The organism is Candidatus Planktophila versatilis (assembly GCF_002288265.1).
GTDB lineage: Bacteria > Actinomycetota > Actinomycetes > Nanopelagicales > Nanopelagicaceae > Planktophila > Planktophila versatilis.
On sequence record NZ_CP016778.1, the window covers coordinates 990,904 to 1,015,727 of the forward strand.

Here is a 24,824-nt window from a genome sequence, read left to right on the forward strand (position 1 = left end):
CAATGAAATTCACCGTCGTATCTGGAAACCCCACTCCAGAGGAACTCCTCGCGCTGCAAGCAGTCTTGGCCAACCATAAATCTGTTGATCTCACACCAGTGATTAAGCGAAGCATTTTTGGGCGGCCTCAACTACGACAACCATTGCCTCATCACGTTGCTTTTGGCGCAAGAAAGATGAATTAATGCCCCGTATTGTTCTTGCTTCCCAATCAACTTCCCGCCGTAGGCTCTTAGAAGATGCGGGACTTAAGCCAACAATTATTGTAAGCAATGTTGATGAAGAAACTGATTTTTTCAATGCCATGAGCCCAACGGATATGGTCATTGCGCTAGCAGTTTCAAAGGCTCATACAGTTCGCGAAATGATTGATTATCCAGCCATCATCATTGGTTGTGATTCAACATTTGATGTTGATGGAGTTTCATTTGGAAAACCCGGAACAACAGATATTGCCATTGAACGCGCAAAGAAAATTAGTGGGCGCACTGGGCTACTTCATACAGGTCACTGCATTATTGATACTGAGAAAGGTATTGAAATTGCAGATCGCGTCACCACGAAGGTGACATTCACCGATATGACCGAAGAAGAAATCACCGACTATGTTGCATCCGGTGAGCCCCTTCACGTCGCCGGTGGTTTTACTCTCGATGGCTTCGGTTCTCCATTTATTCCGGTAATTGAAGGCGATTACACTAATGTTGTCGGTATATCGATGCCCTTTCTTCGTGGCGCAATGAAGCAACTTGGATATTCTTGGCCACAGGTAAAGGAGATGTTATGAAGCGCGTTCTGATTGCTAACCGAGGCGAAATCGCTTTACGTGTTATTCGCGCCTGCAAAGACCATGGCCTGGAAAGTGTTGCCATGTACTCAGAAGAAGATCGTGATGCGCTGCACGCCCAGAGCGCCGACTTTGCTTACTCACTGAATGGAACACTTGCCAAAGATACTTACCTGAATATTCCAAAGATCATCGCACTTGCCAAAGAAGCAAAGGCTGATGCGGTACATCCTGGCTATGGATTCCTCTCTGAAAATGCCGACTTCGCACAAGCAGTCCTTGATGCAGGTCTCATCTGGATTGGACCTCCCCCAGCGGCAATCAGCGCGCTCGGCGATAAAGTCTCTGCTCGTCGCATTGCAGCAGCTGCTGGTGCGCCACTTGTTGCAGGTACAAAAGATCCAGTTACTGGTCATGGCGAAGTATTGGCATTCGCGAAAGAACACGGGCTTCCTGTTGCAATTAAAGCTGCCTTCGGCGGAGGAGGGCGTGGTCTCAAAGTTGCTCGCACTATGGAGGAAATCCCAGAGCTCTATGACTCTGCGGTGCGGGAAGCGATTGCAGGTTTTGGACGCGGTGAATGCTTTGTAGAGCGCTACCTTGATAAGCCGCGCCACGTTGAGACTCAAGTACTAGTTGATAAGCATGGCCACGCAGTTGTTGTTTCAACCCGAGACTGTTCATTGCAACGCCGACATCAAAAACTTGTAGAAGAAGCGCCAGCACCATTTCTGACACAAGCTCAGAATGAAGAGCTCTACCGCTCAAGTAAGGCGATTATGAAAGAGGCAGGCTATATCGGTGCCGGCACATGCGAATTCCTTGTTGGACAAGATGGAACAATTTCATTCTTAGAGGTAAATACTCGTCTGCAAGTAGAACATCCTGTTTCTGAAGAAGTTACCGGCATTGACTTAGTGCGTGAACAGTTCCGAATCGCAATGGGTGAAAGTTTAGGTTTCGATGATCCTGTAGTGCGTGGGCACTCAATTGAATTCCGTATTAATGGTGAAGATCCAGGGCGTTCATTCTTGCCAGCTCCTGGTCGCATTACTGCGTGGAGTATCCCCACTGGTCCTGGCGTTCGGGTTGATGCAGGTTTCCGTAACGGTGATGTAATTGGTGGAAACTTCGATTCACTTCTTGCCAAACTCATTGTTACCGGTGCAACACGTGAACAAGCCATTGAACGTGCTCGTCGCGCTCTTGCCGAGTTTATAGTTGGTGGACTAGCTACAGCACTTCCGTTTCACCGCGCAATTCTTGAAGACCCTGCCTACACAGAAGATTTCAAGATCTATACCAGTTACATTGAAAATGAATTTATCAACGAGATTCCAGCATTTAAATCTGTTCCTTTAGATATTCAGACGAAGGTTGCTGCTGAGAAATTAGTTGCTGAAGTTAATGGAAAGCGGTTTGAGATTCTCGTTCATGCACCAGAACCAGTCGTAAAGCGCCACCGTGCAAAGCAATCTTCTGTTACTGGCGCAGCAGGAACCGGGCTTGCATCTCCGATGCAAGGAACGGTGGTAAAGATTGCCGTGGAAGAAGGACAGAGCGTTGAAGCGGGTGACCTTGTTATAGTGCTTGAAGCCATGAAGATGGAGCAGCCATTAACTGCCCATACCAGCGGTGTGATTAAGAACTTAAAAGCTGTAATTGGTGAGACTGTGGCTAGTGGAACAGTTCTCTGTGACATTATTCAGGCATGACCTCAACCGAACTTCTCTACTCCGATCCTCTCTCCGCCGCTACGCAAGCGGCGAAAGAAATCGCCCAGCGCACGGGTGTGCCATCGCACGATGTTGCACTGGTGATGGGTTCGGGTTGGGTGGGCGCAGCTGATGCACTTGGCACTCCTGCCTTTGAATGCGATGCAGATGAACTCACTGGATTCTTAGCTCCAGCAGTAGAAGGTCACTCTGGAAAAGTTCGCTCATATGAAATCAGTGAAAATGGCAAGACGATACGAGCGCTAGTTTTTCTTGGTCGTACACACTTGTATGAAGGCAAGGGCATGGAGCCAGTTGTGCACGGTGTACGCACTGCAGTCAAAGCCGGTTGCAAGGTTGTCATTTTAACTAATGCCTGCGGTGGAATTAACACCTCCTTCAAGGTTGGTCAACCAGTCATTATTCGCGACCATATTTCACTCACTGCAGCCTCACCCCTTTCAGGTGCAACATTTATTGATCTCACAGATCTTTACAGCAAGCGAATTCGCGAGATTGTGAAGAAGGAAGATTCATCTCTCGCTGAGGGCGTCTATGTTCACTGGCGCGGGCCTACTTATGAAACTCCGGCAGAAATTCTCATGATGCGCACCATGGGTGCCGATTTAGTCGGAATGTCTACGGTTCCGGAAGCAATTGCAGCTCACGCACTCGGTGCTGAAGTTCTAGGCATTTCCTTGGTAACAAATGCTGCATCTGGTGTGACTGGTGAGAAGTTAAACCATGAAGAAGTCATTGCCGCAGGGAAAGCTGCTGCGAGTCGCATGGGATCACTTCTTAAAACCACAATTCCAAAGCTCGTATAAGGAAAGTTACTCTCTTCTTATGGATGCATCACTGAAGGCAGAAGTAGAGGCATGGATAGCCGATGACCCAGATCCGCAGACAGCCGGCGAACTTCAGAAAGCACTTGATGCCGGTGATGAACAATTACTTAAGAAGTATTTCAATGGATTTCTCCAATTTGGCACGGCAGGTTTACGTGGACCGGTAGGTCCCGGTCCTTCGGCTATGAACCGCGCCGTAGTCGGCCGCACCGCAGCAGGTATCGCTGCCTATATGAAATCTCATGGAATGAAATCAGTTGTTATCGGTCAAGATGCACGTCATGGATCGGCTGAATTTACCCAGGAGAGCGCATCAATCTTCAGCGGTGCCGGCATGGATGTGTACGTTCTGCCTCGCCCGCTTCCGACGCCAGTATTGGCATTTGCTACGCAGTATTTGAAGTGCGATATCGGAATTATGGTGACTGCAAGCCATAATCCTCGACAAGATAACGGCTACAAGGTTTATGTAGGACCGAGCGCCGATGGAATCAACTACGCCTGCTCGCAAATCATCAGCCCCACCGATCAGTTAATTGCCGATCAAATCACTTTAGTGAATTCCTTGAAATCACAGCCTCGCGGCAAAGAATGGAAAATCGTTGGTGAGGATGTCATTACCGAATACGTGAGGCGCACTGCACAGTTAGCCCCCCGTCCCGGTGATCTCAAGATTGTCTACACCGCGATGCATGGCGTTGGAACCGAGACTGTGCAAAGAGTCTTTAACCATGCGGGTTTTGCCACTTTGATTCTGGTTGATGACCAATGCACTCCTGATCCGGATTTTCCAACAGTTGCTTTCCCAAACCCGGAGGAACCTGGCGCAATTGATTTAGCACTCAAGAAAGCGCGCGATTTTGGCGCTGAGCTGGTAATTGCTAATGACCCAGATACTGACCGATGTGCGGTGGCAATTAAAGATCCTAAAGTCGGCTGGCGAATGTTGCGCGGAGATGAGCTTGGAATAATCTTTGGCGAATGGATTGCACGCACCAAGCCATCTGGAACATTCGCAACTTCTATCGTCTCTTCCTCGGCACTGGGCAAGATTAGCGCGCACTATGGAATCAAATACAAAGAGGTGCTCACAGGCTTTAAGTGGCTGGCAAAGATTGAGAACCTGTCCTTTGGATATGAAGAAGCGATTGGCTACGCCGTTGATTCCGAAAATGTTAATGATAAAGATGGAATATCAGCTGCAATCTTCATCGCTCAGATAGCAATCGATTTAAAGCGCGATGGACTCACTATTTCTGACCTGCTCGATGAAGTATGGGCCCGACATGGTTTCCATGGCACGGAACAGATTTCAATTCGCGTCGCTGATCTATCGGTGGTTACTGGTCTACTCGCACGGCTACGCCAGCACCCACCACAAGAGATTGCCGGACGTGGCGTTGAAGCCATCGATGACTTAGCGGCTCCTACAAACGGATTACCACCAACAGATGGGCTGCGAATCTGGCTTGCTGGAGGAATTCGAGTCATTGTGCGTCCCTCAGGTACTGAGGCGAAAATCAAGTGTTATATCGAAGTCGTGACAGCAACGTCAGGTGAGTCACAGAAAATACTCGACGAGATTCGCCAACCTCTGAAAGAATTCCTTTCATGAGTTTCTATGGCCTAGTTGATGGATCTGAGAAATCTCTTCTTAAATTCTTAGAGCAACTATCTGGCGTTGACCAAGTGGGTGCAGACTCTCGAGCTGCAATGCTGGCAACTCGTAGTATTAAGACAACAAGCAAGAAATGGGCGATTGATACCGCAATATCCATGGTTGACCTAACAACTCTCGAAGGTGCAGATACACCTGGGAAAGTTCGCGCCTTGTGTTCAAAGGCAGTCAGGCCTGATCCAACGGATCCAACAGTTCCTAGCGTAGGCGCAATCTGTGTCTATAACGATATGGTTGAAATAGCTCGCACACATTTAGATGCAATTGGCGGGGAACATGTTCCAGTTGCCGCTGTCTCCACTGCATTTCCATCTGGCCGAGCTTCCATGGAGGTGAAGATTCAAGATACTCAAGATGCAATCAATGCGGGTGCAGCTGAAATTGATATGGTGATTGACCGTGGAGCATTCTTGGCAGGTAAGTATGGAATGGTCTTTGATGAGATTGTAAAGATTCGAGAAATCTGTGGTGAGAAGGCGCATCTTAAAGTTATCTTTGAAACTGGCGAACTTGTCACCTATGACAATGTTCGAAAGGCTTCCTACCTTGCAATGCTTGCAGGAGCTGACTTCATCAAGACTTCCACAGGAAAGGTGGCTCCTGCTGCTACCCCGCCAGTTGTGCTTGTGATGCTTGAAGCTGTGCGTGATTTTTACACACTCACACAACGAAAAATTGGAGTCAAGCCTGCCGGCGGAATCCGGACTACGAAGGATGCAATTAAGCAATTGGTTCTGGTAAATGAGACTGCAGGACCTGACTGGTTAACTCCGCAGCTATTTCGAATCGGGGCAAGCGCGCTTCTCAATGATTTACTGATGCAACGCATGAAAATGTCAGATGGCTACTACGCTAGCCCTAACTACGTATCGATTGACTAGGAATGGGCGCAAGATGACCTTCGAATATGCACCGGCGCCGGAATCTAGGGCGATCGTCTCAATCAAGCCTAAGTATGGTCACTTCATCAACGGCTCTTTTGTTGCCGGAAAGAAGCACTTCCCAACCATCAATCCTGCGACCGAAGAGGTGTTGAGCCTTATTTCTCTGGGTGGTGTGTCAGATGTTGATAAGGCGGTTGCAGCGGCACAAAAGGCTTATACAAAAACCTGGTCAAAGCTTTCAGGTAAAGAACGTGGAAAATATTTATATCGAATTGCTCGAATTCTGCAAGAACGTGCACGTGAGTTTGCCGTCCTTGAGACTCTCGATAATGGAAAGCCAATCCGTGAAACTCGCGATATTGATATTCCACTCGTTGCAGCACACTTTTTCTATCATGCAGGGTGGGCCGACAAATTAGATTACGCAGGTCTCGGTCACTCCCCTAAAGCCTATGGCGTTGCGGGACAGATCATTCCTTGGAATTTCCCACTGTTAATGCTGGCTTGGAAAGTTGCACCGGCACTTGCCACCGGTAACACAGTGGTTCTCAAGCCAGCAGAGACAACCTCGCTGACTGCTCTTCTTTTTGCCGAAGTCTGTCAGCAAGCTGAATTACCAGATGGAGTAGTCAATATTGTCACCGGCGATGGCTCTACTGGTGCAGCGATAGTGAACCATCCAGGAATACATAAGATTGCATTTACCGGATCTACTGAAGTTGGGAAGAAGATTGCTCGCGCTATTGCAGCCACAGATAAGAAAGCGACCCTGGAATTAGGTGGAAAGGGTGCCAATATTGTCTTCGATGACGCCCCAGTAGATGAAGCAGTCGAAGGAATCGTCAATGGAATCTTCTTTAATCAGGGACATGTCTGCTGCGCGGGATCAAGGCTAATTCTGCAAGAGAGTATCGCTGACGAAGTGATTGAAAAGCTCAAGGTCAGAATGTCTAAAATTAGAGTCGGAGATCCGCTCGATAAAAATACTGATCTCGGTGCCATCAACTCAAAGGAGCAGTTGGTAAAGATTAAAGAGCTCTCAGCAATCGGAGATGGCGAAGGTGCTCAACGTTGGAGCCCACAGTGCAATCTGCCTGATAAAGGTTTCTGGTTTGCTCCAACAATCTTTACTGGTGTCACTCAGGCTAACCGAATCGCGCAGGAAGAGATCTTCGGTCCAGTTCTGTCAATCCTAACTTTTAGAACTCCCCAAGAAGCTATCGACAAGGCAAATAACACTCCCTTCGGATTATCTGCCGGTATCTGGAGCGAGAAAGGCTCACGAATTTTCTGGGCTAGCCAACACCTCAAAGCTGGAGTTATCTGGGCAAATACCTTTAATAAATTTGATCCAGCATCGCCATTCGGAGGTTATAAAGAATCTGGATGGGGTCGCGAAGGTGGCAAGCATGGCCTTGCTGCATATTTAAAAAATGGCAAAGAGACTGGGGCGAAGTAAATGACTACTAAGAAGCAGCCTCGTGTTGATGTGAAGAAGACTTACAAACTCTTCATCAATGGTGCATTTGCCCGTAGTGAATCTGGTCGCGTATTTGAAGTAACTGCCAAGAATGGGGATTTCATTGCTAACCCTGCACTGGCATCGCGTAAAGATCTACGTGATGCAGTCACAGCGGCGCGTGCTGCGCAATCAGGGTGGGCAAAAGCCACTGCATACAATCGTGGTCAAATTCTCTATCGCATCGCTGAAATGCTTGAAGGCAGAGCAGAACAGTTTGAATCTGAAATTGCACTTACTTCGCAGATAACCGCGGCTAAAGCCAAGGCACAAGTAACAGATGCTATTGATCGTTGGGTTTGGTATGCCGGCTGGAGTGACAAACTTCAAGCAGTCAGTGGAGCCACAAATCCAGTCTCTGGTCCATTCTTCAATTTCTCAATCTCTGAGCCGCAAGGCGTGATTGCCATCGCATCTGATGTGAGTTTTATCGATTTCATCGATGCTATCGCCGCCGCCGTAGTCTCAGGTAATACAACTGTTGTTCTCGTTCCTGGTTCACTTGCAGTACCAGCCATGACTTTCGCCGAGGTGTTGGCAACAAGTGACCTACCGGCTGGTGTCATCAATATCCTGACCGGATCACTTGATGAACTTGCCCCGTGGGCTGCATCTCATATGGATATTGATGGTTTTGATATTTCTGGTGTTAACAAGAAAAAACATGGAGAACTGAAAGTAGCTGGGGCTGAGAACTTAAAGCGGATTCATGCATTTAGTACTGGTCAAAGCCCGTCAAGAATCCTTGCATTTATGGAATCTAAAACTGTCTGGCACTCAGTTGGGGTGTAACGAACTTACTCCTCTGAAATCTTTGCATACTGCGGTTTCACAACGCTTTCGATAATCGATAGCCGTTCCTCAAAAGGAATAAACGCACTTTTCAGGGCATTAATTGTCACTCGCTGCAAATCTTGGAAGGTCCAATCACATTGATTGACCATCTCTGTCATCTCACGTGACATCGAAGTTGCAGACATCAAGCGATTATCTGTATTGATGGTCACTCTAAATCGAAGCTTTGCCAGCTTTGCTAGCGGATGGTGGGCAAATGAATCTGCAACACCTGTTTGAATATTGGAAGATGGGCACATTTCAAGTGGCACTCTGCGATCTCTCACATAAGAAGAGAGACGACCAAGGCGGGCTGGTGTGTGATTGAAATCGATATCGTCGGTAATGCGAACACCGTGACCTAAGCGTTCTGCTCCGCACAATTGAATTGCTTCCCAGATAGATGGCAGGCCGTAGGCCTCACCAGCATGAATAGTGAAGTGCGCATTCTCGCGGCGCAGATATTCAAAGGTATCTAGCTGATCACTTGGTGGGAATCCATCTTCTGGCCCTGCAATATCAAAGCCGACAACTCCTTGATCGCGATACTTCACTGCCAGTTCTGCAACTACTTGTGAGAGTTGATTTTGGCGCATTCCACAAAGCAGTGACATGACGCGAATCGTGTTCCCTTCACTCTTTGCTTCAGCTTCACCTTCGCGGAAACCCTCGAGGATTGCTTCGATGGCTTGTGCAAGTGTCAGTCCTTTTTCGGTAATCAGTTCAGGTGCCATGCGAACTTCAGCATAAACAACACCATCGCGCGCAAGATCTACAGCGCATTCGCGCGCAACCCGGACAATATCTTGTCTGCGTTGCATCACGGCAACCGTGTGGGCAAAAGTTTCTAAGTAGAGAACTAGTGAGCCTGAATCACATGATGATCTAAACCATTCAGCAAGCTCTGCCGCATCATAAGTTGGGAGTTCATGGCCAATCTCTTTGGCAATGTCAATGATTGTTTGGGGGCGCAGTCCGCCATCGAGGTGATCGTGCAGCAACGCCTTAGGTAAACGCTTTACCTGTTCAGCAGTTGGCTTCTTGGTGATGTTACTCATCCTTCGATTCTCTCCAAAACTAATGGCAGTCGGTTGACTGTTCCGCCTTCTACTATTGTGACAGCACCTTCTAGAATCTCTAAAGCGCGCTCGAATCTCGCTGGCTCATCGGTATGTAAGGTCATAAGCGGTGCACCTGCAGTGATGTAATCCCCTGGCTTTGCGTGTAACTCGATTCCAGCTCCCGCCTGGACCTTCTCGCCCTGCTTAGAGCGCCCCGCACCTAAGCGCCAAGCGCTGACTCCCACCTTCATGGCATCCATGGTGGTCACTGTGCCGCTGTGAGCAGCTGCAATCACATGTTTTTCTCGCGCTACTGGCAGCGCTGCATCCGGGTCTCCCCCTTGGGCGCTAATCATTCTGCGCCAATGATCCATTGCACTGCCATCTTTCAGTGCAACTTCTGGATCTTTTCCAATAATTCCAGCAGCATCAATCATTTCACGTGCAAGCAAAATTGTTAATTCAACAACATCGCTGGGGCCACCCCCTGCTAATACCTCAACAGATTCACGCACTTCAAGTGCGTTGCCTGCAGTTAAGCCCAGTGGCACATCCATCGCAGTTACTAACGCGCGAGTCTTTACTCCGGCATCTGTACCAAGTTGCACCATCGTGCGAGCGAGCTCTGATGCCTTCTTGGGATCTGCCATAAAGGCTCCGCTGCCAGTCTTTACATCAAGAACAAGAGCGGAAGTTCCTTCGGCAATCTTCTTGCTCATGATTGATGATGCAATCAGCGGAATCGCCTCCACCGTTGCAGTGACATCACGTAGTGCATAAAGCTTCTTATCTGCCGGTGCTAACCCAGCACCAGCTGCGCAAATGACTGCACCAGTCTCTTGTAATACCTTAAGCATCTCATCATTAGAAAGTGATGCGCGCCAACCAGGAATTGATTCAAGTTTGTCGAGTGTTCCACCTGTGTGGCCAAGTCCGCGACCAGAAAGTTGAGGGACGGCGCCACCACATGCTGCCACAAGCGGTGCCAACGGAAGTGTGATCTTGTCGCCAACACCGCCGGTTGAGTGTTTATCTACAGTTTTGCGATCAAGCATCGACCAATCCATACGCTCGCCACTATTTATCATCGCATTGGTCCAGCGTGATATCTCACGCGAGTTCATACCATTTAGCAGAATTGCCATGAGAAGTGCCGACATCTGCTCATCTGCAACAACACCACGGGTGTACGCGTCGATAACCCAATCAATCTGTGTGTCGCTTAGTTCGTTTCGGTCTCGCTTAGCTGCAATGATTTCTACAGCTGCAAAAGGTTCAATCATGAAAGGCGATTCTCAATTTCCTCGGGTCCAAAAGCCCATGGAAGTAAATCTGCCAAAGTCTTTACGCCCTGATCAGTCATCATTTGTAGTGTGGAACCACCATGTTCTTGCAGTAATTGGCGACAGCGACCACACGGCATCAATGCATTTCCTGCGATATCCACGCATACAAATGCCACGAGACGGCCCCCACCTGTTGCAATCAGTGAGGAAACCAAGCCACATTCAGCACACAAGGTCAGTCCATAACTCGCATTTTCAACATTGCATCCAGAAACAATTCGCCCATCATCGACAAGTGCTGCCACACCCACCGGAAACTTTGAATACGGCACGTATGCCTTCTTCATCGCAGTTAGCGCCTCTGCGTGCAGTACATCCCAAGAAATATTCATTAGTGCGAGCCTCCGCCACGTTTATACGGAATTCCATCTGCCGCCGGCGCTCGAACTTTTCCAATAAATCCTGAGACGGCAATGATTGTCGCAATGTATGGCGCCATCAACATAAATTCAGATGGAATTGGGGTACCAATAATTGTCAGTAGCCCTTGGAGGTTATCGGCGAAGCCAAAGATCAATGCAGCTGCTACTGCGCCCATGGGGCTCCAGCGGCCAAAGATGAGCGCTGCCAAGGCGATAAAACCCTTACCTGCAGTCATTTCCTTACTGAAAGATCCAACTGCACCCAAAGTGAAGAAGGCGCCACCAAGACCTGCGATGGCACCAGCTAAAATTACGTTCTTAAATCGAATTGCGTTGACATTGATTCCAACGGATTCTGCAGCAGTTGGATGCTCACCTACAGCGCGTGTACGAAGACCCCACCTGCTCTTAAATAGCGCAATGTGAATAATAGTTACGAAAATATACATGAGGTAAACAATTATGCTTTGGGCAAAAAAGATTGGTCCAATCACTGGAATCTGGGAAAGCAAAGGAATCTCTATGGGAGCAAATGCCGTTGCTGAATTCCATTCGCTTTGATATGGAATAAGAAGTTTCTTGTAAAGAAAGCTAGTTAATCCAATTACCAAAACATTGAGAACAAAACCAAGAACTACCTGATCAATTCCGTATCTAATTGCAAAAATCGCAAGAAGGAGGGAAATTAGTGCTCCAGCTATGGGAGCAAAGAGAAGTCCCCACCAATTATTATTTAGCAGTGAAGCAATAACACCTGAGGCAAAGGCCCCGGCTAGAAGCTGTCCCTCGATTGCAATATTGATAACTCCTGAGCGTTCTGATAGCACACCAGCCATTGCCCCAAAAATAAGTGGAACGGAAAGTAGTAAACCTCCTTGTAAGAGACCTGTAAGAGGAATGAACTTCCCTGCAGCTGCCCAACAGAGGAAGGACATAAGAAATGTAGATCCGAAAACAAGGCTGATGACTCTTGAATGTTTCCTCATCGTAAAGAGGCCCAATGCCACAAGCGCAGTAACTACTGACAGGACGGCGAAGAGTAAGGCGCCAGATTTGGAGTCAACGACCCACTTCTCGAGCAGCACCCATTCCTTGCCTAAAATAAAACCATATGTGACAGGCTGGCTTTTATCCGGCAGGAGTGCAAAAACTACAAGTGCAAAAATTCCTAGTACACCCATTGTGATTACCCCACGGAATTTTCGTCTCTCCGGAACAGACATTGTGCGCAAACTAATCTTTGCCATCAGCCATTCCATCCCTTCGAAGAGATTGTCGCTCCTTGGTCTAGATTCTTTAATCTGAAAATTGCCTTAACCAAAGCTGGTGCCGCAATAAAGAGGACAACGAGAGCTTGAATTACTAGTACTAGATCCAGTGGTGTTTCCGTGCTCGCCTGCATCTCTAACCCACCAGCTCGAAGAGCACCAAAAAGTAGAGCAGCAAATACTGTTCCTATAGGGGTGGCGCGTCCAAGTAAGGCGACAGTGATTGCATCGAATCCAAAAGTTCCACCAACCCCAGCTGTGAGTGCTGGTTCCGAGCCAAGTATCTGCACTGCACCACCCAGACCAGCAAGAGCACCAGCGATAAACATCACCGTCGTCGTAGTTCGCCCAACTGATATACCCGCAGTCTTGGCTGCGACTGCATTAGCTCCAACTGCGCGAAATCGAAATCCCCAAGTGCTGCGTTGCAAAAGCCACCAGACCAGGGCTGCTACAGCTAAAGCGATAATAAATCCTAAATTTGCTCTGAGGTCGGCGCCAAAAAGCTTAGGCAATCTCGCCGTGAGCGCAACTTCGGGTGCAAGTGGATCTTGACGACCTGGTCGCAAAAAAGTTTCAGTGCTTAAAAGCCAAAGCAAAAAGTATCCTGCGACATAATTGAGCATAATTGTGACGATAACTTCGTGCGCACCAGTACGTGCCTTTAGTAAGCCCACAAATCCACCGTAAATTCCGGCAGCAATTACTGCAGCCAGTATGGCGGCAAGTGCATGAATTACGACCGGAAGATCGAAATAAAATCCAACAAAACTTGCTCCAATTGCGCCTGCAATAAATTGTCCTTGGGCTCCAATATTAAATAGTCCTGCACGAAAGGCTAGTGCCACAGAAAGTCCTGTGAGAATTAAAGGTGAAGCGGCAACGATTGTCTCTGAGAGTGGATAGAAGCCATTCCAGTATCCATTTCGAGTCAGATTTGGATCGAAAACTGAACCTTGCCATAGCGCCGCAAAAGCACCACCAGCTGTAGCAAAGGCCTTTACCAGCATCTGTAAAGGAGAGGATTTAAGGGCCAACACTTCTGAATCAGAGAATGCAACAAGCAGGCCACTCACTAGGAGCGCCAAACCAAATGCCAACAATGGAAGGGCTAGCTTCCTGGAGACTCTTTGCCAAAGGTTCTTCATCTCTTTACCCCCGCCATCAATAATCCAAGTTCTTCTCTTGAAGTTGTTGCAGGTACGATTGCAATAAATTTGCCTCGATACATCACTGCAATTCTATCTGCCAAAGAAATCACTTCGTCTAGTTCGGTACTGAAGAGAAGAACTGCGCGGCCCGAATCACGTTCTGCTATGACTCTTTCGTGTACAAACTCGATTGATCCAACATCTAATCCACGCGTGGGCTGTGACGCTACTACTAATTTCACTGGCCGAGATAATTCACGGGCAAGGACCACCTTCTGCTTATTACCACCAGAGAGTGAAGACGCAGAATCTTTTGGTGATTGCGCACGGATATCAAACTCAGTAACTCTAGATGCTCCGTTTTCTGAAACAACGCTTTGAGAAATAACCGGACCTTTAGCAAAAGGAGGGAGATCATGTAAGTCGAGGATGAGATTCTCTTCAATACTAAATGAAGATATCAATCCGTCCTCTTCTCGAGATTCTGGAACGAATGCAATTCCTGCATGCAGGGCTTTTCTCACAGAAACCTTCGAAATGTCCTTCCCCGCTAAAGTAATTTTCCCATCTACGTGGTCCTGTAATCCAACAATCGCCTCTGCTAGCTCGCTCTGACCATTTCCTTGCACGCCCGCAACTGCCAGAATTTCTCCAGCCCGGATAGAAAATGAGATATCAGAGACAAGTGCCCTGCCCGTGTGGTCTCGAATTGTTAAATTCTCCACATCGAGAATTACTGAACCAAATGATGCAGGAGCTTTTTCAATTTCAAATGAGATAGGTCGGCCAACCATAAGAGAGGCAAGTTCCTCTTGTGAAGCCTCAGGTGAGGCAATCGCTACAACCTTACCGCGGCGAATAATGGAGATCTTATCTGCTGCTTCTTGCACTTCACGTAGCTTATGAGTGATGAAGATTATTGCCGTACCTTGATCCCGAAGTTTCCTCATATTTCGAAGGAGTTCATCTGTCTCCTGTGGGGTTAAGACCGCCGTTGGTTCATCCAAGATGAGCACCTTTGCGTTATAAATGAGAGCTCTAATGATCTCTACGCGCTGCTGGATTCCCACCGGCAAATCTTCAATCAAGGCATCGGGGTCAACATCAAAATTAAACTCAGCAGATACTCGGATTATCTCTTTCTTTGCCGCTTCCAAATCGAGGAACCCAAACCCTCTTACCTTTTCGTGACCTAGAACTATATTTTCAGCGACCGTGAATACCGGAATAAGCATAAAATGTTGATGCACCATTCCGATTCCAGCGGCAAGGGCATCAAGCGGTGAATTAATCGTAATTTCTTTCTCATCAACTAAAATTTTGCCTTCATCCGGTGCTAAGAGCCCGTAGACGATATTCATAAGCGTAGATTTACCAGCACCATTTTCACCAAGAAGCGCGTGGATTTCGCCTGACTCAACTCTCAAACTAATTGAATCATTTGCGATCAAATCACCAAATCGTTTGGTGATGCCGCGGAGCTCAAGAGACATAGCGTAAATCTACTCTGTAATTTACTTTATAGAAAGCAAATGGGACTAGTGAATAATCACTAGTCCCATTTGTTGGACTTGAAATCGGTCCTTTACAGATTACTGAACAGCGACCTCACCTGATTTGATTGCATCACCAAGTGCTTCAATTTCAGCGCTGAGTTCTGCAGGAACCATATCTGCAAGATCATAGTATGGAGCCAAGTAGGTTCCACCATTCTCAAGATTGCCCTGGTAACCAGTTGCTGTGAATGTACCTGCAGCTGCTTCAAGAATTACTGCCTTAACAGATGTATCTACACCCTTCACAACTGAGGAAAGAAGTACTTCCTTGTACTGAGAGGCAGCCACGTAACCATCGGTGTCGACCCAGATTACGTATGACTTCTTCGAGGCAATTGAATTACCTGCAGTTGCTCCACCAAGTCCACCAGCAACTGGGAAGATAATGTCTGCACCCTGTTGCTCGAAGTTCTTAGAGATTTGCAGTGCCTTTGCGGAGTCAGAGAACCCGCCAACGAATGTGCCGTCCTTCTTGGCGGTATCCCACCCAAGAACCTTTACAGACTTGCCTTTAACTTCGTTGTAGTGCGCGACGCCACGAGCAAAGCCATCCATGAAGATTGTGACTGGTGGAATGTTAAGTCCACCGTATGTAGCAACAGTTCCGGTCTTTGAAACTCCTGCTGATAGGTAACCTGCTTGGAAAGCTGACTCATTTGTTGAAAATTGAATTGGCTTCAAGTTATCAAACTTGGTTCCTGGATAGATTGAACCATCTGGTCCGTGATCTTCACCATCCTGGTCAACGATTGCGAACTTAACATCTGGGTTCGCCTTAGCACCTTCAATGATTGCACCATTGATAAGGAAGCCAACGCCGATGATTGTTGTACATCCCTCATCAACAAGCTTCTTAATGTTTGGTGCGTAATCTGCATCGGTTGCTGCAGCAAGATACTTAACTTCGATATCTGAATTCTCTTCAGCTGCAGCCTGAGCTCCAGCCCATGCTGATGCGTTAAATGACTTGTCATCCACGCCACCTGTGTCGAGAGCAAGGCACGCTTTGGCTCCAGCACTCTCACTTGACGCACTACAGCCGCTTAATACAAGGGCAGCCGAGGCAAAGATCGCCATAAAGGCTAATTTGTTTTTCAAGGTTCCTCCAAGGAATAGTTGAATATTGCTTTGCCCGAGCCTAGTAGTTGAGGGTGATAATTCCTAAGAATTGAAGAGCTAAAGCGTGGGCGTGGCATGTAACAGTTAGGAAAACTCTCAAGTTGAAGTTGAGTGCTATTCGGTGATTTTTTCAGCTGTGGCGGCTGCAATATTGATTGCATCACTTTTCGCCAATAACTCCTTGGATCGGATGGTGAACTCTATTCCTCCGCCATCAATGCCGTAGCGGGTGCCAAATAGGCCGGCATCTAGGTCGAGATAATCCAGAAATTGATCACCTGAAAGTGATTTGGAGATGATGTCAATAATTGCCTTATCCACTCGTTTAACAACTGTTGCAGCCAAAAATTTCTTGGTTTGGCTTGTCACGGCCAAGTATTGATCTGGCTCGATATTTATGAGTGAAACTTTTTTGGCACTTTTCTTCATATTGTTGGAGACAATTACCTTGAATACCTCGGCGTCAGATCCTTGAGTGCTCAAATAGATGACATCTGCACCAACAGAAATCACCTGACTTGCCGCCAATGAGTAGGAGCCAGAAACATATTTCACGATGGGAATAACCTTTTTCTTGCTAGCTAAGACGCCTGCGCTAAAACCATTTTTGAATAAATCAGCTTGATTTGTGTTGGCAATCATCGCAACCTTGCCAGTCTGTGAAATTTGTGCGGCGCTAAAACCCGCCAAGTAGGCTCCTTGGGTTTCAGCAAAGATGATAGAGCTGACATTTACTGCCGCAACGCTTGCGTCATTAATAATGGCAAATTGCGTATTGGGGAATTCAAAGGCGAGTGCTTGCAAAGTTGGGCCGTATCCCTCGCCAACAGCGATAATCAGAGCGCACTTCTTTGTAATCAAGCTACGAATTCTCTTATCGCGGTCTTCAGAGGTTCCATCAGTAACCACTGCTTCAATACCAAAATCGAGTGACTTCTTAGCCTTTTCTAAGCCTGCTGCGGTGGCATCATTAAAAGATTTATCTCCACGTCCACCAAGATCGTAGGCAACTCCAATGGTGGCTGTATCTGCCGAACTGGGCGCCGGAGTGAGCACGCCAAAAATCAGCGCACAGGCAAGTGCCATGCGCAGTTTCATTAAAGAACTACCCCGAGGTTCTTATATGTATCTGCAAGAGTGGCTTCTGCAACTGTGCGGGCTTTAGCTGAACCCTGGTGCAAAATATCAAGTAGATGCTTCTCATCTTCTAGGAGCTCAAGTGCTCGAGTGCGAATGGGGCGTAGGTATTCAACAACTACCTCTGCAACAGCTGCCTTAAAATCTCCGTAACCCTTGCCGGCAAATTCATTTTCGAGCTCGGCAATTGTTCTGCCAGAAAGCGCGGAATGGATAGTAAGCAAATTACTGATGCCAGGTTTTTTGGCCGCATCGAATGTGACTTCGCGACCAGCATCGGTGACCGCACTCTTAATCTTCTTCAAGTTAGCATCTGGTGAATCCATAATCTCAATGACTCCCGCAACGGCGCCTGATGACTTACTCATTTTGGAAGTAGGTTCTTGAATGTCATTAATTTTTGCAGCGGTCTTTAAAATGTAGGCTTCTGGCAATTGGAAGGTCTGGCCGTAGCGTGAATTAAATCGTCCGGCTAAATCGCGAGTGAGTTCAATGTGTTGACGTTGATCCTCACCGACCGGAACATAGTGCGCCTGATAGAGCAAGATATCTGCAGCTTGCAGCATGGGATATGTAAAGAGCGCAACGCGAGAGGAATCGGCGCCAGATTTAGAAGATTTATCTTTAAATTGCGTCATGCGGCTTGCTTCACCAAAACCAGTCAGGCACTCCATAATCCAACCCAGTTGATTGTGTTGTGGAACTTGAGATTGAACAAAGAGCGTTGATTTTTCAGGTGAGATGCCGAGTGCGATTAATTGCGCGGCAGAAGCAAGCGTGCGCTTTCGAAGTAGTACTGGATCTGTCTCAACGGTCAGAGCATGTAGATCAACAATGCAGTAGAAAGCATCATGGCCATCTTGCAGCTCAACCCATTGCTTGACTGCACCTAGATAATTTCCTAAGTGGAAAGAATCACTTGTGGGTTGAATTCCAGATAAGACGCGCTTCATGGGTGTAATTCTCGCACGCCTTAGTAGTTACGTGAGATTAATAGTCGACCAGCGCGCTTGCCTTCCATGGAAAGCACTGTGATTCGAACTCCATTTACTCCAACGATGTCGTTCTCAACCGGAATACGCCCTAAAAAATGCATGACAAATCCGCCTGCGGTCTCATATGGACCTTCGGGTAACTCAACCCCGGACTCTTCTTGTAAATCCTCGAGTGAAATCAGACCATCAATTTCAAAATCGCCAGTATGTGATTCTTCCGAAATTTCTACCTCATCGGAGTCATATTCATCTCGGATATCTCCGATGAGAGTTTCCACGAGATCCTCGAGGGTGACGATGCCATCGGTTCCGCCGTACTCATCAAGGACAATAGCCAGGTGCTGACGTTGCTTTCGCATCTCAGTCAGGGCCGGCAAAATTGCTTTTGTCCCTGGCAGATACATGATGTTTCGAGCAAGCTCTTGAATCTTTGCATTTGAATTCGCAAGGCTGGTGTCTAACAAATCTCGAACATGGATAAAGCCAATGACTTCATCAGAGGATCCACGCACGACCGGGTAGCGAGAGTGTGCTTTTTCGATAGCCAGTGCAATCGCTTTTCCAACAGTGAGAGAAGCATCCATGAAATCTACTTCTGTGCGAGGGACCATGACTTCGTGCACTTGTCGCTCTGAAGCGTTAAATACTTCTTCCACAATGTCGCGTTCTTCATCGGTGAGGGCGGCATGGCCAGCCACAAGATCCAGTAGCTCTTCTTCAGAGATGGCTGTGCGCTGCTCCTTTGGATCAATACCGAAGAGGCGAACAATAAGGTTTGTAGAGTGAGATAAGACCCAAATGATTGGCCTGAAAAGATTGGCCACGAAATCAATGAATAAAGCAGAGGCGAGCGCAATTTGTTCGGTGCGAAATAGCGCCAACCGTTTTGGAACGAGTTCACCGAATACAAGTGAGAAGTAAGCAATGACTAAGGTGACGCCGATGAGTGACGTGGTGTCTGCAGATTTCGTTGGCACACCAAGATCTTCTAGCCATGGAATGACATAAACTCCAAGTTTCTCTGCGCCCAATGCGGCAGAGAGAAATCCTGTAAGCGTGACACCAACCTGGAGTGCTCCAAGTAATCGATTGGGATTAGCTGCTAACTTGGCAACGATTGCTCCGCGCTTTCCGCGCAGCGCTAATTGTTTAACCTGACTTTCGCGTAATGAGATAAGTGCGATCTCAGCAGCTACAAAGAGTCCGCCGGTAACGATGAGGCCTACAACAATCAGGATGGAGCTAATAAGTGGGGTACTCGGGTCACTTTCCATGATGGGAGAAGTCTACCGAGCGTAATTGCCTCCCGCCTGCCGCTGACATACCCTTAGCCACGCTGGTCACCCGACCAGCGCCTTACTCCACGGATCGTCGGGCACGTACCTGCCCGGATAAGGAAGGTGAAAAAAGATGGCATCAGTCATATTCGAAAATGCTTCACGTATCTATCCAGGAACCACAACTCCAGCAGTAGATAAGCTCAACCTCACCGTTGCAGATGGTGAGTTCTTAGTACTCGTCGGACCATCAGGATGCGGAAAGTCAACATCACTTCGCATGCTTGCAGGTCTAGAAGAAATCGACGGTGGTCGAATTCTTATCGGTGATCGCGATGTAACAAATGTCGCACCAAAAGATCGCGATATCGCAATGGTCTTCCAGTCCTATGCGCTCTACCCACACATGACCGTTGCCGAAAATATGGGCTTCGCTCTAAAGATCGCCGGTATCGATAAGGCTGAACGCGATAAGCGCGTTCGTGAAGCTGCAAAGTTACTCGACCTTGAACCATATCTTGAGCGCAAGCCAAAGGCTCTCTCTGGTGGTCAACGTCAGCGCGTTGCAATGGGTCGCGCAATTGTGCGTGAACCACAGGTCTTCCTTATGGATGAACCACTCTCCAACCTTGATGCGAAGTTGCGTGTTGCAACTCGTACCCAAATCGCCGCGCTTCAGCGCCGTCTTGGAATTACTACTGTCTATGTCACTCACGATCAAGTGGAAGCGATGACAATGGGCGATCGCGTTGCAGTTCTTAAAGATGGATTGCTACAGCAGGTTGATACACCTCGTAATCTCTATGACAAGCCAGGAAATGCATTTGTTGCTGGATTTATTGGTTCACCTGCCATGAACTTACTTATTGCTCCAGTATCTGGTGGCAAGGCACACCTTGGAGATCTTGATATCGATGTTCCCGCATCAGCAGGTTCAACTGTGACCGTGGGAATTCGTCCAGAAGGATTAGTTCCAGCAGATAAGGGATTCCAAGTTCATGTTGAAGTTGTCGAAGAACTTGGTTCTGATGCATTTGTCTATGGCAAGCCGGCCGATGCAAGCATCAAGTTCGCAAATGCTGTCGATGAAGGCGCTCAAGTAATTGTGCGCTGGGATCCAAAGAACCCACCAAAGGCGGGACAGATCGTTACCGTCACTAACTTACCGGGTGCAGTTCACCTCTTTGATTCTGCAACAGGTGGGCGAGTTAATTAATCACAGCTAATATTTAAGTAAGTGGCCCGTCGTAGTTTTCTACGGCGGGTTTCTTATTCTGTGAAATCAAGGGATCCGCGCAGAACATGTACTTTCCCGCGTCCTGCCCGCCGCCATGAATCGGTATGCACCAACGCCGTGTATTCATCTATTCCAAGAAGTACAGACTGAGAATCAGATTTTAAAACAAAGGATGCAACTCGCTCTGGTAGCCAACCTAACATTTTGTCATAGTGTGGAATCACTTCAATATCTGGCAAGAGTGATAGCCCTGGACTATGGTTTGAGCGACGCAAGCCCATAATGGTGCCCCCAAAAGCCATAGCGCCAGCTGAACACCCAGCAAGGGAAGTTCCTGAATTCCATTGCTTAATGATTTCTTCCCAGAGTGGAGAACCACTAAAGATTTCGGCAACTCTGTGTGGGTCTCCCCCAGAAAAATAGATAAGTCCAGCATCAGCAATCAAATCTAGAAAGTCTAGGTTAAATGCATCTTCACGTTCATGAATAGGTAAGTAAACGCACTGACTTCCGATGCGATCTGCTTGCTCTCTTCCGAGTGATTGCCAATGTTCGCGGCGTGATTGCCCCTCATGCGAAGACGCAGTTGGGATCTGCACAAAAGTGTTTTTCTTACCTTTAGAAATAGCTAAATGCAGGAGCTCGGTTTCTAGCTCCTGCATCTGCAGTGAATATTCGCCAGAACCAACAAGTGCTATTGCACCAGAGTCCTGATTTATCAATTGATTTAAGCCATTGCTTTCTTGAGATTCTCATCAATGGAATCAAGGAACTGCTCAGTTGTTTGGTATGGCGCATCTTTAGAAATCAGTACCGCTAAATCCTTAGTCATCTTTCCCTGCTCGACCGTTTCAATACATACTCGCTCGAGAGTTTTAGTGAACTTAGCAAGCTCAGCGTTGTTATCAAGCTTGGCACGGTGGGCTAAGCCCTGGGTCCAAGCGAAGATGGAAGCGATCGGATTTGTTGAAGTCGCTTTACCTGCTTGGTGCTCACGGTAGTGACGAGTCACAGTTCCATGGGCTGCCTCTGACTCGCAAATCTTTCCATCTGGCGTCATGAGCACAGATGTCATGAGACCAAGTGAGCCATAACCTTGTGCGACGGTATCTGACTGCACATCTCCGTCGTAGTTCTTACAGGCCCAGACATATCCGCCTTCCATACGCAATGACATGGCAACCATGTCATCAATCAGGCGGTGTTCATACCAAATACCTGCGGCCTCAAATTGCGTCTTGAATTCAACTTGATAGATCTCTTCAAAGATATCTTTGAAGCGTCCATCGTAGGCTTTAAGAATTGTGTTCTTGGTTGAGAGATAGACCGGGAACTTACGAAGAAGTCCATAGTTCAAGGAGGCACGAGCGAAGTCACGGATTGAGTCATCAACGTTATACATAGCCATTGCAACGCCTGAAGATTCGAAGTTAAACACTTCAAACTCCTGTGGAGCAGATCCATCTTCTGGCACAAATGAGAGGGTGAGTTTTCCAGCTCCTGGTACCTTGAAATCAGTTGCGCGGTATTGATCACCGAAAGCGTGGCGGCCAATGACAATTGGCTTAGTCCAGTGTGGAACTAAGCGCGGAACGTTGCTGATAATAATTGGTTCGCGGAATATAACACCACCAAGGATGTTGCGAATCGTTCCGTTAGGAGACTTCCACATCTTCTTGAGGTCAAATTCTTTAACGCGAGCTTCATCGGGAGTAATGGTCGCGCACTTAATTCCCACGCCGTGCTTCTGGATTGCGCGAGCAGAGTCGATTGTTACTTGATCATCGGTTGCATCACGGTGTTCCATGCCAAGGTCGTAGTACTCAAGGTTTACATCGAGGTAAGGCAAGATTAATTTGTCTTTGATGAACTGCCAGATAATGCGAGTCATCTCATCGCCATCTAGCTCAACAACTGTGCCTGCTACTTTAATCTTTGACATTATCTTCTCCCGATTAGCTTCTACTTAATTACAGTGTTTGAACGTCTGCTTGCTTTGCACGAACAGCTTCTGCGGCTTCCTTCAGTGAGGCAACCTCTGCATCTGTCAGTGCGCTCTCCACAACTTTGCGAATGCCTACCTTGCCAATCTCTGCTTCCACACCGAGATAGACGCCAGAGATTCCGTATTCGCCATCAACCCAGGCACAGACCGGCATGACATCACCAGAATCTTCAATTACTGCTTTAGCCATACGCGCTGCTGCTGCAGATGGCGCGTAGTAAGCAGAGCCAGTTTTCAGAAGTGCAACTACTTCGGCGCCACCGTTGCGTGTGCGATCAACTAGTTCGTCAATTTCAGTTTGGGATAACTTCTCAGAAAGTGCAACGCCATTAACTGTGCAGCGACTTGGAACCGGAACCATTGTGTCACCGTGTGAACCCAGCGTCAGAGTTTTCACTGAAGAAACCGGCACTCCCAGTTTTTCTGCTACAAAGTTGGTAAAGCGTGCAGTGTCGAGCATTCCTGCTTGACCCATCACGCGGTTCTTCGGAAAGTTGGTAGCAATCTGTGCCAGGGCTGTCATCTCATCGAGTGGATTAGAGACCACGATGATGACGGCATTTGGTGAATGCTTTGCAATATTTTCAGCAACTCCACGAACGATTCCGGCATTAACACCAATTAAATCCATGCGACTCATTCCCGGCTTACGTGGAAGTCCTGCCGTAATCACTACAACATCAGAGTTAGCTGTCTTTTCATATCCAGCACCTTCAGCCGTGGTTGTCGCGCCAGTGATGCGCGTTTCAAAACCTTCGATTGAGCGAGATTGGTTCATATCAAGGGCCAAACCTTCTGGCTTTCCTTCAAGAATATCGGTGAGTACAACTTCATCGAAGATGTTGTATTCGGCTAACCGAAGGGCTGTTGTTGAACCATAGAAACCTGCACCTACAACGGTGACTTTCTTTGCCATAGCGATCCTTTATCTACCTTGATGTATTGAACGTATTTATCTTGATATCGAGAGAATTCTACAACCCATTAGGAAGTGCAATTGCCAGCCCGAAAAGCACCACGGCTATCGTTAGCGGCAGATAGCGCTCGAAAGAGCGAGCCCCCCACTGCGAGAGCGCAATCACACCGGTGCCCGCCGAAATAAGCAGCGCTCCAGTACGGACAAATCCTGCAATACCAAGGAGAACTCCGAGTGAAATAACTATGTATGCAATACGAAGTTGTAGGGCGTTTATCGCTCGCATGCATCGACCACATTCATCAGCAACATGGCACGAGTCATGGGCCCAACACCACCTGGCATTGGTGCAACGAATGATGCGACCTCGAATACACCTGGATCAACATCACCGATGAGCCCAGCATCAGTTCGTGAGATCCCGACATCGAGAACTGCTGCACCCGCTTTAATCATTGCCGCCTTTAAGAAGTGTGGTTGTCCGATAGCTGCAATCACAATATCGGCTCGCTTAGTGTGAGCGAGCAAATCTTTGGTACCAGTGTGTGTCAGAGTTACCGTTGCATTTTCTTGCTTACGGGTAAGCAAGAGCCCAAGCGGGCGACCAACAGTAAGTCCACGTCCGATGACAACAACTTCTGCACCTGAAAGTGGAATTTTATAGTGGTTAATAAGCTCAACAATTCCGCGTGGGGTGCATGGAAGCGGTGCTTGGTAGCCGGCAACGAGTCGACCTAAATTAAGTGGGTGCAAACCATCAGCATCTTTTGTGGGATCAATGGCTTCTAGAATAAGTTGCGTATTAATCGAACCTGGAAGCGGAAGTTGCACGATATATCCAGTGCACTCTTTGGCAGCGTTGAGATCTTTAATGGCCACCAATACATCGGCTTGTGTTGCAGTTGCCGGTAGGTCTATCCGGATCGAATTGATTCCTACTTCCTGGCAATCTCTATGTTTTCCACCAACATAAGAATGCGAACCTGGATCATCGCCCACCAAGATCGTTCCAAGGCCTGGGATGATGCCTTTAGCTTTCAGTGCCTGCGTGCGCGCTGTGAGATCTTTCTTGATGGTTGCAGCAAGTGCCTTGCCATCAAGTATTTGCGCGCTCATGGCTTTATCTTAA

General features: G+C 47.7%; 24 protein-coding genes. 9 read left to right on the forward strand and 15 right to left on the reverse strand.

Going from position 1 to position 24,824, the window contains the following annotated elements; genetic code table 11:
* Positions 1–2: 2 nt before the first annotated feature.
* The 8 genes from A1sIIB76_RS05075 to A1sIIB76_RS05110 are packed head-to-tail and all read left to right on the forward strand — an operon-like array spanning position 3 to position 8,223.
* Positions 3–185, forward strand: coding sequence for an acyl-CoA carboxylase subunit epsilon (locus tag A1sIIB76_RS05075; RefSeq protein ID WP_095684944.1), 183 nt, complete (start codon positions 3–5; stop codon positions 183–185).
* A complete protein-coding gene (locus A1sIIB76_RS05080; protein ID WP_095684945.1) occupies positions 185–787 on the forward strand; it encodes a Maf family protein in 603 nt (200 codons plus the stop codon). Before A1sIIB76_RS05075 ends, A1sIIB76_RS05080 begins: the two co-directional genes overlap by 1 nt.
* Positions 784–2,502 (forward strand): acetyl/propionyl/methylcrotonyl-CoA carboxylase subunit alpha, encoded by a 1,719-nt coding sequence (locus tag A1sIIB76_RS05085; protein ID WP_095684946.1) that lies wholly within the window; start codon positions 784–786, stop codon positions 2,500–2,502. The genes A1sIIB76_RS05080 and A1sIIB76_RS05085 overlap by 4 nt, the downstream gene beginning before the upstream one ends.
* On the forward strand, positions 2,499–3,329 hold the full coding sequence (locus A1sIIB76_RS05090) for a purine-nucleoside phosphorylase (protein WP_095684947.1): 831 nt from the start codon (positions 2,499–2,501) through the stop codon (positions 3,327–3,329). Before A1sIIB76_RS05085 ends, A1sIIB76_RS05090 begins: the two co-directional genes overlap by 4 nt.
* A 19-nt stretch (positions 3,330–3,348) precedes the next feature.
* The gene (locus A1sIIB76_RS05095; protein ID WP_095684948.1) at positions 3,349–4,965 is read left to right on the forward strand and encodes a phospho-sugar mutase; all 1,617 of its coding nucleotides are present in this window, start codon (positions 3,349–3,351) and stop codon (positions 4,963–4,965) included.
* Positions 4,962–5,909: a deoxyribose-phosphate aldolase gene (gene deoC, locus A1sIIB76_RS05100; RefSeq protein WP_095675130.1), complete on the forward strand. Its 948-nt coding sequence runs from the start codon at positions 4,962–4,964 to the stop codon at positions 5,907–5,909. The genes A1sIIB76_RS05095 and deoC overlap by 4 nt, the downstream gene beginning before the upstream one ends.
* Entirely contained in the window at positions 5,869–7,371 is a 1,503-nt protein-coding gene (locus A1sIIB76_RS05105) for an aldehyde dehydrogenase family protein (RefSeq protein WP_223298757.1), read from the forward strand. The genes deoC and A1sIIB76_RS05105 overlap by 41 nt, the downstream gene beginning before the upstream one ends.
* Entirely contained in the window at positions 7,372–8,223 is an 852-nt protein-coding gene (locus A1sIIB76_RS05110) for an aldehyde dehydrogenase family protein (RefSeq protein ID WP_095697134.1), read from the forward strand. It begins immediately after the preceding gene.
* 5 nt (positions 8,224–8,228) lie between these two features.
* Here the strand turns inward: A1sIIB76_RS05110 and A1sIIB76_RS05115 are convergent, their stop codons facing one another.
* The 10 genes from A1sIIB76_RS05115 to A1sIIB76_RS05160 all read right to left on the reverse strand — a co-directional run bounded on the left by A1sIIB76_RS05115 (position 8,229) and on the right by A1sIIB76_RS05160 (position 19,534).
* Entirely contained in the window at positions 8,229–9,323 is a 1,095-nt protein-coding gene (locus A1sIIB76_RS05115) for an adenosine deaminase (RefSeq protein ID WP_095675133.1), read from the reverse strand.
* Positions 9,320–10,609 (reverse strand): thymidine phosphorylase, encoded by a 1,290-nt coding sequence (locus A1sIIB76_RS05120; protein ID WP_095697135.1) that lies wholly within the window; start codon positions 10,607–10,609, stop codon positions 9,320–9,322. Before A1sIIB76_RS05120 ends, A1sIIB76_RS05115 begins: the two co-directional genes overlap by 4 nt.
* The gene (locus tag A1sIIB76_RS05125; protein WP_095697136.1) at positions 10,606–11,004 is read right to left on the reverse strand and encodes a cytidine deaminase; all 399 of its coding nucleotides are present in this window, start codon (positions 11,002–11,004) and stop codon (positions 10,606–10,608) included. Before A1sIIB76_RS05125 ends, A1sIIB76_RS05120 begins: the two co-directional genes overlap by 4 nt.
* Complete coding sequence (locus A1sIIB76_RS05130) at positions 11,004–12,281, reverse strand: ABC transporter permease (protein WP_223298336.1); 1,278 nt, start codon at positions 12,279–12,281, stop codon at positions 11,004–11,006. Before A1sIIB76_RS05130 ends, A1sIIB76_RS05125 begins: the two co-directional genes overlap by 1 nt.
* Positions 12,281–13,450, reverse strand: coding sequence for an ABC transporter permease (locus tag A1sIIB76_RS05135; RefSeq protein WP_095697137.1), 1,170 nt, complete (start codon positions 13,448–13,450; stop codon positions 12,281–12,283). The genes A1sIIB76_RS05130 and A1sIIB76_RS05135 overlap by 1 nt, the downstream gene beginning before the upstream one ends.
* The gene (locus tag A1sIIB76_RS05140) at positions 13,447–14,946 is read right to left on the reverse strand and encodes an ABC transporter ATP-binding protein (protein WP_095684954.1); all 1,500 of its coding nucleotides are present in this window, start codon (positions 14,944–14,946) and stop codon (positions 13,447–13,449) included. Before A1sIIB76_RS05140 ends, A1sIIB76_RS05135 begins: the two co-directional genes overlap by 4 nt.
* A gap of 99 nt (positions 14,947–15,045) precedes the next feature.
* Positions 15,046–16,107: a BMP family lipoprotein gene (locus A1sIIB76_RS05145; protein ID WP_223298758.1), complete on the reverse strand. Its 1,062-nt coding sequence runs from the start codon at positions 16,105–16,107 to the stop codon at positions 15,046–15,048.
* Positions 16,108–16,242: 135 nt separating this feature from the next.
* Positions 16,243–17,226 (reverse strand): BMP family lipoprotein, encoded by a 984-nt coding sequence (locus A1sIIB76_RS05150; protein WP_095697139.1) that lies wholly within the window; start codon positions 17,224–17,226, stop codon positions 16,243–16,245.
* Positions 17,226–18,218, reverse strand: a complete 993-nt coding sequence (gene trpS / locus A1sIIB76_RS05155; RefSeq protein ID WP_095697140.1) for a tryptophan--tRNA ligase — start codon at positions 18,216–18,218, stop codon at positions 17,226–17,228. Before trpS ends, A1sIIB76_RS05150 begins: the two co-directional genes overlap by 1 nt.
* A gap of 20 nt (positions 18,219–18,238) precedes the next feature.
* Entirely contained in the window at positions 18,239–19,534 is a 1,296-nt protein-coding gene (locus tag A1sIIB76_RS05160; RefSeq protein ID WP_095697141.1) for a hemolysin family protein, read from the reverse strand.
* A gap of 136 nt (positions 19,535–19,670) precedes the next feature.
* Here A1sIIB76_RS05160 and A1sIIB76_RS05165 point away from each other — a divergent pair, with 136 nt between their 5' ends.
* Positions 19,671–20,753 (forward strand): ABC transporter ATP-binding protein, encoded by a 1,083-nt coding sequence (locus A1sIIB76_RS05165; protein ID WP_095675143.1) that lies wholly within the window; start codon positions 19,671–19,673, stop codon positions 20,751–20,753.
* A 53-nt stretch (positions 20,754–20,806) separates the two neighbouring features.
* Here the strand turns inward: A1sIIB76_RS05165 and A1sIIB76_RS05170 are convergent, their stop codons facing one another.
* The 5 genes from A1sIIB76_RS05170 to A1sIIB76_RS05190 are packed head-to-tail and all read right to left on the reverse strand — an operon-like array spanning position 20,807 to position 24,811.
* On the reverse strand, positions 20,807–21,496 hold the full coding sequence (locus A1sIIB76_RS05170; protein ID WP_095675144.1) for a Type 1 glutamine amidotransferase-like domain-containing protein: 690 nt from the start codon (positions 21,494–21,496) through the stop codon (positions 20,807–20,809).
* A 5-nt stretch (positions 21,497–21,501) separates the two neighbouring features.
* Positions 21,502–22,716: an NADP-dependent isocitrate dehydrogenase gene (locus A1sIIB76_RS05175; protein ID WP_095684958.1), complete on the reverse strand. Its 1,215-nt coding sequence runs from the start codon at positions 22,714–22,716 to the stop codon at positions 21,502–21,504.
* A 28-nt stretch (positions 22,717–22,744) separates the two neighbouring features.
* On the reverse strand, positions 22,745–23,695 hold the full coding sequence (gene mdh / locus A1sIIB76_RS05180; RefSeq protein ID WP_095675146.1) for a malate dehydrogenase: 951 nt from the start codon (positions 23,693–23,695) through the stop codon (positions 22,745–22,747).
* Positions 23,696–23,753: 58 nt separating this feature from the next.
* Positions 23,754–23,981 (reverse strand): hypothetical protein, encoded by a 228-nt coding sequence (locus A1sIIB76_RS05185; protein WP_095675147.1) that lies wholly within the window; start codon positions 23,979–23,981, stop codon positions 23,754–23,756.
* On the reverse strand, positions 23,969–24,811 hold the full coding sequence (locus A1sIIB76_RS05190) for a bifunctional methylenetetrahydrofolate dehydrogenase/methenyltetrahydrofolate cyclohydrolase (protein WP_095697142.1): 843 nt from the start codon (positions 24,809–24,811) through the stop codon (positions 23,969–23,971). Before A1sIIB76_RS05190 ends, A1sIIB76_RS05185 begins: the two co-directional genes overlap by 13 nt.
* Positions 24,812–24,824: the final 13 nt, after the last annotated feature.